Annotated in this window: 6 protein-coding genes and 1 pseudogene; 5 read left to right on the plus strand and 2 right to left on the minus strand. The window is 70.7% G+C overall.

Features of this window, described 5'->3' with window-relative positions; genetic code table 11:
- Positions 1-175: 175 nt before the first annotated feature.
- Positions 176-1,057, minus strand: coding sequence for an energy transducer TonB (locus CEK68_RS18875; protein WP_017910261.1), 882 nt, complete (start codon positions 1,055-1,057; stop codon positions 176-178).
- Positions 1,054-2,004 (minus strand): glutathione synthase, encoded by a 951-nt coding sequence (gene gshB / locus CEK68_RS18880; RefSeq protein WP_017910262.1) that lies wholly within the window; start codon positions 2,002-2,004, stop codon positions 1,054-1,056. The genes CEK68_RS18875 and gshB overlap by 4 nt, the downstream gene beginning before the upstream one ends.
- A 242-nt stretch (positions 2,005-2,246) precedes the next feature.
- On the opposite strand from gshB, the gene pilG reads away from it, so the two are divergent.
- The 5 genes and pseudogenes from pilG to CEK68_RS21325 form a co-directional block, all read left to right on the plus strand.
- Positions 2,247-2,648, plus strand: coding sequence for a twitching motility response regulator PilG (pilG, locus tag CEK68_RS18885; protein WP_003472648.1), 402 nt, complete (start codon positions 2,247-2,249; stop codon positions 2,646-2,648).
- Positions 2,649-2,665: 17 nt separating this feature from the next.
- The gene (locus tag CEK68_RS18890) at positions 2,666-3,028 is read left to right on the plus strand and encodes a response regulator (protein ID WP_026143267.1); all 363 of its coding nucleotides are present in this window, start codon (positions 2,666-2,668) and stop codon (positions 3,026-3,028) included.
- A gap of 1 nt (position 3,029) precedes the next feature.
- Positions 3,030-3,560 (plus strand): chemotaxis protein CheW, encoded by a 531-nt coding sequence (locus CEK68_RS18895; RefSeq protein WP_017910264.1) that lies wholly within the window; start codon positions 3,030-3,032, stop codon positions 3,558-3,560.
- 40 nt (positions 3,561-3,600) lie between these two features.
- A complete protein-coding gene (locus tag CEK68_RS18900) occupies positions 3,601-5,637 on the plus strand; it encodes a methyl-accepting chemotaxis protein (protein ID WP_017910265.1) in 2,037 nt (678 codons plus the stop codon).
- A gap of 111 nt (positions 5,638-5,748) precedes the next feature.
- A pseudogene (locus CEK68_RS21325) lies at positions 5,749-10,001 on the plus strand (Hpt domain-containing protein); the annotation flags it as partial.

Below are 10,001 nucleotides of genomic sequence, written 5' to 3' on the forward strand. Positions count from 1 at the left end.
TCTCCCGGTGGGAGAGGGGCCATCGCTCTCCCTTCTCCCATCGGGAGAAGGTGCCCCGAAGGGGCGGATGAGGGTACGGGCGAAGCCTCGTGCGCCCGACCTTCGCGAGTCGCTGCGCGCCGTACCCTCACCCCAACCCCTCTCCCGGGGGGGAGAGGGGCGATCTGCGTGCCGCTCAGCGGTCGTCGACCAGGCTGCCGCCGGGCAGGAACACCCAGGTGCGGGTCACCTGCAGGATGTCGACGTTGTCGTCGGTGCGCGGCAGTGGCGGGAACGGCTGCGCCAGTTGCACGATCCGCAGTGCGGCGGCGTCGAGCATCGGCACGCCGCTGGAGCGCAGGATGCGGCTGCTCTCCAGGCTGCCGTCGCGGCGCACGCCGACGCTGATCACCACCTGGCCGCCGAGCCGGCGCCGCCGCGCTTCGTCGGGATAGTTGAGGTTGCCGACGCGCTCGGCGCGGTCGACCCAGGCGCGCAGGTAGTTGGCGTAGGCGTATTCGCGGGTGCTGGCGGAGACGAACTTGCGGTTGGGGCGCTTGGCGTATTGCTCCGAGCGCAGGTGCACTTCGGCGGCCAGGCGTGCCATCTCGGCATCGCGCTGTTCGCGCTGCGCGTCCACCGGCCGTTGCGGGTCGTCGGTACGCGGCTGGGTCTGCGCCACCGGCAGCGGCTGCTCGCCGCGCGCGCTGCTGACCACGCGCGGGGTCGGTTCCGGTGCCGCGGCCGCGGTCTGCGCACGCAACGCCTGCGGCGCCAGCCCGTCCTGGCGCTGTGGCACCACGCCCGGCTGGCTATCGCGCGGACGTTGCGGCGTGTCGTGATCGCCGCCGCCCTGCTGGTTGGCCTGGGCCAGGAAGTCGGCCTGTTTCGGCGTCAGCGGCGTGCTGGTCTGGCTGAAGATCACGTCCAGCGTCGGCACCAGCGGTGCGTCGTCGTCGATCGCGAAGCCCACGCCCAGGATCAGCAACCCGTGCACGATCAGCGACAGCACCAGGGTGGCGCTGAGCCGTTCGCGCTCGCCGATGCGCGGCGCGGGCGTCGCGGCGGCCGCGCTCATCGCGCCGGGTAGGCCTCGATGGCGTCGAACAGCAGCCCGGCGATGTTGAGCCCGAACTGCGCGTCCAGTTCGCGCACGCAGGTGGGGCTGGTCACGTTGACCTCGGTGAGGTAGTCGCCGATCACGTCCAGGCCGACGAAGCGCATGCCGCGCCGCTTCATTTCCGGGCCGACCTGGGCGGCGATCCAGCGGTCGCGCTCGCTCAGCGGGCGGCCTTCGCCGCGGCCGCCGGCGGCCAGGTTGCCGCGGAACTCGTCGCCCTGCGGAATCCGCGCCAGGCAGTAGTCCACCGCCACGCCGTCGACCAGCAGGATGCGCTTGTCGCCGGCGCTGATGTCCGGGATGAAGCGCTGCGCCAGGGCCAGCTTGCGGCCGCCGTCGGTCAGCGTCTCCAGGATCACGTTGAGGTTGGGGTCGCCGGTGCCGCTGCGGAAGATCGACCGCCCGCCCATGCCGTCCAGCGGCTTCAGCACCGCCTGGCCATGCTCCAGCACGAAGGCCTTGAGCGTGGCGGCGTCGCGGCTGACCAGCGTCGGCGGACAGCATTGCGGGAACAGCAGGGCGGCCAGCTTCTCGTTGAAGTCGCGTAGGCCCTGCGGGTCGTTGACCACCTGCGCGCCGGCGCGCTGGGCCACGCTGAGCACGTGGGTGTCGTACAGGAACTCCGCATCGAACGGCGGATCCTTGCGCATCAGCACGACCTGGCCGGGACCGAAGGTCAGTTCGGCGAAGGCGTCCAGCTCGAACCAGCCGGCCTTGTCGTCGCGCACCCGCAGCGGCGCGGCCTGGGCGGTTGCGCAGCCATCGCGCAGGGTCAGCCCGCCGGGGCGCACATAGTGCAGCCGGTGCCCGCGGCGCTGCGCTTCCAGCAGCATCGCGAAGGTCGTGTCTTTGGCGATCTTGATGCTGGCGATGGGGTCCATCACCACGATGACATCGAACGGCATGGGGGCACCTGAGAGACTGAGCGGAAGATGGTAGCGGGTCGGCGGGGGCGCCGCGCATCGGGTGTCGGGCGCGGCTGCGCGGTGTCGCACGTTATCCGCCAAACTGTGACATAGTTTGTGCTGTTACGTGGTTCAACGCAGACCGGCAGCGGTGGCCTTGACAGTCGCAGCGGGTCTTGGGATACATGGCGTTTCGCAGCGAAGCCGGATCCGATGAAGCGTCGCGCGCTTGGGGGCAAGTGATGAGTGAAAACACGACTGCGGGTGGGGAACTCGCAGGCTTGCGGGTCATGGTGATCGACGATTCGAAAACGATCCGTCGTACTGCCGAAACGTTGCTGAAGCGCGAAGGGTGCGAAGTGGTGACGGCGACCGACGGCTTCGAGGCGCTGGCCAAGATCGCCGACCAGCAGCCGCAGATCATCTTCGTGGACATCATGATGCCGCGGCTGGACGGCTATCAGACCTGCGCGCTGATCAAGGGCAACCAGCTGTTCAAGGCCACGCCGGTGATCATGCTGTCCTCCAAGGACGGCCTGTTCGACAAGGCGCGCGGGCGCATCGTCGGGTCCGAGCAGTACCTCACCAAACCCTTTACACGCGAAGAGCTGCTGGGCGCGATCCGTACATACGTCAACGCCTGACCAGGGGGAAAGGCAGCATGGCCCGTATCTTGTTGATCGAGGACTCACCGACCGACCGGGCGGTGTTCACGCAATGGCTTGAAAAAGCCGGGCACCAGGTCCTGTCCACCGACAACGCGGAGGACGGGATCAAGCTGGTACGCGAGCAAGCGCCGAACCTGGTGCTGATGGACGTGGTGCTGCCGGGGATGAGCGGCTTCCAGGCCACCCGCGCGCTGTCGCGCGACGAGGCCACCCGGCACATCCCGGTGCTGATCATCAGCACCAAGAGCATGGAGACCGACAAGGTCTGGGGCATGCGCCAAGGCGCCACCGACTACATCGTCAAGCCGCCGCGGGAAGACGAGCTGATCGCCCGCATCAATCAACTGGTGGGCTGACATGCGCTCGCCCTTCGACATCCTCGAGGCCTACGAGCGGCGCAGCCTGGCGCACGCCGTGCAGATGCCCGAACGCGCCTTCGACGACGACGTCTGGCGCGGGGTCGGCTACCGCGTCGGCAAGCGCCACCTGGTGTCGGACTTCCGCGAAGTGGTGGAGATCGTGCGCATGCCGCCGGTCACCCCGGTGCCGGGCGCGCAGCCGTGGCTGCTGGGCGTGGGCAACCTGCGCGGCAACCTGTTCCCGGTGGTCGACCTGAAGCAGTTCCTGGAAGGCGAGCGCACTGCGCTGCAGGAAGGCCAGCGCGTGCTGATCATGCGCCAGAGCGGCGGCGACGTGGCCCTGACCATCGACGAACTGTTCGGCCAGCGCAGCTTCACCGAGGCGCAGGCGGTGGAGCCGGGCGATCTGGCCCAGGGCCGCTACGCGCACTTCATCGACCGCGCCTTCCGCGGCGACGCCCAGGACTGGGGCGTGTTCTCGCTGTCGCTGCTGTCGCGCACTCCCGAATTCCGGCAAGCCGCCGCCTGAGCGCGCGCGCTGCCTCCGCATCGAAGACCGAGGTCGCATCATGAGTACTGCTCCGGACGCCCGCAAGGCCAGCAAGCTCGGCAGCGTGGGCACGAGTTTCTGGCTGGGCCTGCTGGCGTTGTCGCTGGTCGTGTTCGGCGCCAACACCGGCGTGGCCACCTGGCAGGGCAACCGCCTGGCCGGCGCCAGCACCGGCGCGGCCGACCTGCAGGTGCTGTCGCAACAGCTGGCCAACCAGGCCCGCGACGCAGTGTCCGGCAACGCCGAGACCTTCAAGCAGTTCAAGCAGACCAAGGCGAAGGTGGAGAGCACCGTCGCCGAGCTCAACGCACGCTACGCCAACGAAGCCGGCGTGTCCGCGCCGCTGCAGACCCTCAACGGCACCTGGGCGCCGCTGGCCAAGAACGCGCAGCAGGTGGTGGACAGCGAACCGGCGGTGCTGGCGCTGGCCGGCAACGCCGACCGCTTCGTCGGCGGCGTGCCGCAGTTGCAGGCGCAGTTGAACGAGGTGGTGCGCGCGATGACGGTCGGCGGCGCGCCCGCCGCGCAGATCTACAACACCCTGCAGCAGGTGGTGGTGGCCGGCACCATGGCCCGCCGCGTCACCGAAATGCGCGCCGGCGGCCGCGGTGCGGCCAGCGCCGGCGACGCGCTGGCGCGCGACGCGGTGGTGTTCGGGCAGATGCTCGAGGGCCTGCGCAACGGCAACGAGGAACTTGGCATCGCCCCAGTGCGCAACGCCGCCGCATTGGCCGCGCTGGAGCAGTCGCAGGCGCAGTGGGCGGAAATGAAGAAGGACCTGGACGCGCTGCAGGCCAGCTCGCGCAGCCTGTTCGCCGCGCAGTCCGCCGCCGCGGCGCTGACCGCCGGCTCGGGCAAGATGCTGGAGGACAGCAAGAAGCTGTTCGACGCGTTCTCCGCGTTCGGCTCCACCCGCGACACCCGCCTGTTCCCGAATTTCTGGCTGGGCGTGATCTCCGGCCTGCTGGCGCTGTTGTCGATCGTCGGCTTCGTCTGGACCACGGTGCGCAGCCGCAGCCGCGAGCAGGAAATCCGCCTGCAGACGCAGGTGGAATACAACAGCCGCAACCAGCAGGCGATCATGCGCCTGCTCGACGAAATCAGCTCGCTCGGCGAAGGCGACCTGACGGTCAAGGCCTCGGTCACCGAGGACATGACCGGCGCCATCGCCGACGCGATCAACTACGCCGTCGACGAACTGCGCCACCTGGTGACCACCATCAACGACACCTCGGCCAAGGTCGCCGTGTCCACCGAGGAAACCCAGGCCACCGCGCGGCAACTGGCCGAGGCGGCGGGGCACCAGGCCGAGCAGATCGGCTCGGCCTCGGTGCGCATCAACGAAATCGCCGCCAGCATCGAGCAGGTCTCGCGCAACTCCACCGAATCGGCGGAAGTGGCGCAGCGCTCGGTGGTGATCGCGGCCGAAGGCGCCGGCGTGGTCCGCGAGACCATCCAGGGCATGGACCAGATCCGCGACCAGATCCAGGAGACCTCCAAGCGCATCAAGCGCCTGGGCGAATCGACCCAGGAGATCGGCTCGATCGTGGAACTGATCAACGACATTTCCGAGCAGACCAACATCCTGGCGCTCAACGCCGCGGTGCAGGCCGCCTCGGCCGGAGAGGCCGGCCGCGGTTTTGCGCTGGTCGCCGACGAAGTGCAGCGCCTGGCCGAACGCACCTCCGGCGCCACCCGCCGCATCGAAGGCCTGGTGCAGACCATTCAGGCCGATACCAACGAAGCGGTCAGCTCGATGGAGCAGACCACCTCCGAAGTGGTGTCCGGCGCGCGCCTGGCCGAGGACGCCGGCACCGCGCTGACCGAGATCGAGCGCGTGTCCAACGCGCTCAACACCCTCATCAAGAACATCTCCATCGCCGCGCACCAGCAGTCGGCGGCGGCGATCGACATCACCCAGACGATGGACGTGATCCGGCAGATCACCGGACAGACCTCGCAAGGCGCGGGACAGACCGCCGAATCGATCGGCCGCCTGGCGCAACTGGCGGCGGACCTGCGGCGCTCGGTCGCCGACTTCAAGCTGCCGGCGTAAGCGGGCCGGAACCGGGTGGAAGGAAGCGCACATGACGTACCGTGAACAACTCCCGCATCCCGTCGCCGCGCTCGCGCGGCACGGCGCGTGCCCGGCCGCGGAGACGCGGCGATGAGCGCGCTGCGCGATGCGATGAGCCATGCCGCGCTGGGCTGGGTCAAGCCGGAACTGGACGAGACCCTGCGCCAGGTCCGCGGCGAGATCGAGGCCTTCGTCGAGGAACCGGCCGACACCGGCCGCATGCGTTTCTGCGCCGGCTACCTGCACCAGGTGCAGGGCACCTTGCGCATGGTCGAGCTGTACGCGCCGGCGATGGTCGCCGAGGAACTGGAACTGCTGGCGATCGCGGTGCAGAACGGCCAGGCGGTCGACCGCGACGAGGCCTGCGCCACGCTGATGCGCGGCACCGTGCTGCTGCCGGACTACCTGGAACGCCTGCAGGACGGCCATCGCGACATTCCGATCGTGTTGCTGCCCTTGCTCAACGAGATCCGCGCCGCGCGCGGCGAAGCCGGCCTCAGCGAGGGCGCGCTGTTCGCGCTGGCGCCTGACGCGGCCGCCGCCACCGAGGCCGAACTCGACCATGCGCGTGGCAGCCTCGCCGGGCGCAACCGCGAACTGCTCGACACCGTCGGCACCGCGATCAAGGAAGAACTGCTGCGGGTCAAGGACGCGCTGGACCTGCATCTGCGCACCGGCGGCGACGTCGCCGCGCTGCAGACGCAGGTCGACGAGCTGGGCAGCGTTGCCGATACCCTGGGCGTGATGGGCCTGGGCGTGGCGCGCAGCGTGGTGGTGCAGCAGCGCGACGCGCTGCGCAGCATCGTCGATGGCGCCCGCGCGGCCGACGAAGGCCTGCTGCTGGATATCGCGGGTGCGCTGCTGTACGTGGACGCCTCGCTCGACGACCAGGTCGCCTATCTCGGCGCCGGCGGCGACGTGCACGACGACGCCAGCGCCGCCGAGGCGCGGCGCACGGTGGAAGTGCTGGCGCACGAGGCCATCGCCAATTTCGGCAGCGCCCGCGAGCACTTCGTCGCCTTCATCGAGACCAACTGGGACCATGCGCGCCTGGACGAGGTGCCGCGCCTGCTCGCTGAGGTCGCCGGTGCCCTGCGCATGCTGGAACTGCCGCAGCCGGCCGACTACCTGGAAGGCGTGCGCCGCTACGTCGCCACCGAGCTGATCGGCAAGCGCCGTGTGCCCAGCGGCCGCCAGCTCGACACCCTGGCCGACGCGATGGCCAGCCTCGAGTACTACCTGGAAGCGCTGCGCGAGCGCCGCCCCGGGCGCGAGGAGATCCTTGACATCACCCGCAGCAGCCTGGAAGCGCTGCGCTACTGGCCGCTGCCCGACACGGCGCCGGCCGCGCCGGGCGTTTTGCCGAGCGCAAGCGAGGCGGCCGAATCGGTTGCGCCGCTGCCACCGGTGGCCGCTGATCGCATCGACGCTCGGCGCCCCCGTCCATCGCCGCGCCGGCCGTGCCGGCCTGGGATCTGGCGCCGGCCGAGGACACGCTTGAGACCACGCCGCGCACGCAGGACGCTGCGCCATCCGCACCGCAGGCGCCGCAGTGGAGCCTGGCGACGGACGAGCCCGACACCGCCACCGAACATGCCCTCGCGCCCGCTGACGCTGGCGCTGCGGGCGACGCGCACGAGCAGGAACCTGTCGCGCCATCGCAGGCGCTCAGCTTCGATCCGGTCGCGGCCGAACAGGACAGCTGGACCGGCACCGCCGAGCCGCTGCACATCAGCCTCGATTCCCTGGTGCTGGAGCAGGACGCACTGCGGCCGCAGACGCCGTCCACGCTCGCCCAGGAAGACGCTGCCGCAGCCGCTCCCGCGGCGTCCGTCTCCGATGTCGCCGGTTTCGATCCGGTGGCCGCCGAGTATCCGGAGCAGGCGCAGACCGATGTGCCGGCCGCGTTCGCTGGCCTGGACGAACACGACGATCCCAACCTGATCATCGTCGACACGCCGACTGCTGCAGAAGACGCCGACGCCTCCACGCCGCCGCTGGTCATCGAACTGGAAGACGCGCCAGCGTTCGCCGACGCGCCTGGCGGGTCCGCCGACGAGGTGCACACGCTCGACTGGCACGCCGCCCCGGCCGCGCAGGACGAGCAGGCCGCGTCCGCGCTGTCGCCGGATGCGGCCGCGCTGGCTGACGCGGGCGCCCATATCGCCCACGGCGAACGCCTCGACGCGGCAGGGGAGGGCGAGCCAACAGACGCCGGTGCCGACGCCGAAGACGCCGCCCACGCGATCCCGACGGAGGCCGCGGAGGCCACCGACGCCGCACGCGAGACCGAGTCGCACGCGCCCATGGATGACTCGGCGCAGACCGATGCCGGCCTTGCCGCCATCGGCGAGGCCGCGCACACCGATGCCGTGGCCGATGCGCCATCGGCGCCGGAGCATGCCGCGCTGGAATCCGAGGAGCATGCGACGCCCGAGCCGGTACAGGCACACGCTGCACCGGTGTCGGACGCCGAAGCCGCGTTCCTGGCCGACCTGGAAGCTGCTGCCGCGCAGTTCGACGTGACCGCGGCCGCCCACAGCGGCGAGCCTGCGGCCGCAGCACCCGCCAGCGCGGAGGCGAGCGCCGCGCCTGCCGCCGTTCCGCCTGCCGCCGAGACCGGCTTCATCGACGGCGATGGCGAGATCGACGAAGAGATCCGCGCGGTGTTCCTCGAGGAATTCGACGAGGAACTGGTCAATCTCGGTGCGCTGCTGCCGGCCTGGCGCGCCGCGCCTGCCCACACCGAAAGTCTGCGGCCGATCCGCCGCGTGTTCCACACCCTGAAGGGCAGCGGCCGCCTGGTCGGCGCGCGCGTGCTCGGCGAGTTCAGCTGGAAGATCGAGAGCATGCTCAACCGCGTGCTCGACGGCTCGCGTCCCGCCAGCCCGGCGGTGGTGGCGATGGTCGAGCAGGCCTACGCGGTGCTGCCGCAACTCAATGCCGCGCTGCGCGGCGACGGCGTGGTGCAGGCCGACCTGGACGCGATCCAGGCGGTGGCCGAGCGTATCGCCGCCGGCGAGGAGGCGTTCTATTTCGCCACCCCGCAGGCGACCGTCGCGCCGCGCGCGGGCACACCGGCGTCGGTGGACAGCGTGCTGCGCGAGATCCTCGAAGCCGAGGTCGCCACCCATCTGGAGACCGTGCACGCCTGGCTGCAGCACGCGCCGCAGCCGGCGACCGAAGCGCTGCTGCGCGCGGTGCACACCATGAGCGGCGCGTTCGCGATGACCGACGTGCCGGAGATCACCGCGGTCACCGGGCCGGCAGAGAGCTACGTCAAGCGCGCCTTGGCGTCTGGTAGCGTTCCGAGCGCCGACGGCGTGCGTGCGCTCGAGGACGCGGCGCGCGCCATCGCCGCCACCATCGCGGAACTGCAGGCACCGTCGCCGGTGATTCCGCCGTTCACCGACCTGGCGCAGCGCCTGCGCGCGCTGGTGGAGACCCTGCCGGAAGTGCAGTGGCCGCCGATCGCGCACGACGAGGACGACGAAGACCTGTCCGCGTCGGCACCGGCCGAGGCCGGCCTGGATGAGCAGGCCGTGCAGGCGGTGGAACTCACCGCGGCCGACGATCTGTCGGCGTTCCTGGGCGACGCCGCGCATCTGCACGAGACGCTGCCAGCGGACGAGGCGGCCCGCCAGGCAGGCGAGGGCGGCGTCCATGCGGACACGGCAGTCGCACCGTCTTCGGAAGAGGCAGCGGCCTCCGCGCAGGATCAGGCGTTGGCTCAGGACGCGCTCCCAGTCGAGGAATCGGCGGCATCGCAGGATGCAGACCATGCCGAGGAACAGGCGGCCTTGGCGCAGGACGGCCAGCTCGACGCGTTGACGGTCGAGGCGCCGCTGAGCGCCGAGCAGGTGTTGGACGATCCCGCGCCGGACGCGATGGATGCGGCTGCGGCGCCTGACGCGACGGCCGATGCGGCCACCGTCGATGCCGAGACCGACACGACGGCGGATGCGCAGGAACCACAGGCATCGTCGCACGAAGGCGAAGCGCAAGGTTCCGAGGATCGCCAGGCCGAGGAACAGGCCGACGCGACGCCGGACACGACCGGGCACGCGCACGATGCGCAGGCATCCGATCACCAGGCGGCCGACGGTGCTGCCGAAGGCCACGCGGCCGACGTGCACGCGGACGACACTCAGGATGACGCCGAGCACGCGCACGATGCGCAGGCGCCGGATCACATGGCAGTCTACGGCGCTGCCGTGGACCAGGCGACCGAAACGCCGGCCGACGACATCCACGATGCACATGCGCAGGAACCGCAGGCAGCGGATGACGCGGCCGCGCACGGCGCCGCCGACGCGCCCGCGCCCGCCGATGACACTGCTGAA

It is taken from the genome of Xanthomonas sp. LMG 12461 (assembly GCF_009192935.1).
Lineage (GTDB): Bacteria > Pseudomonadota > Gammaproteobacteria > Xanthomonadales > Xanthomonadaceae > Xanthomonas_A > Xanthomonas_A sontii.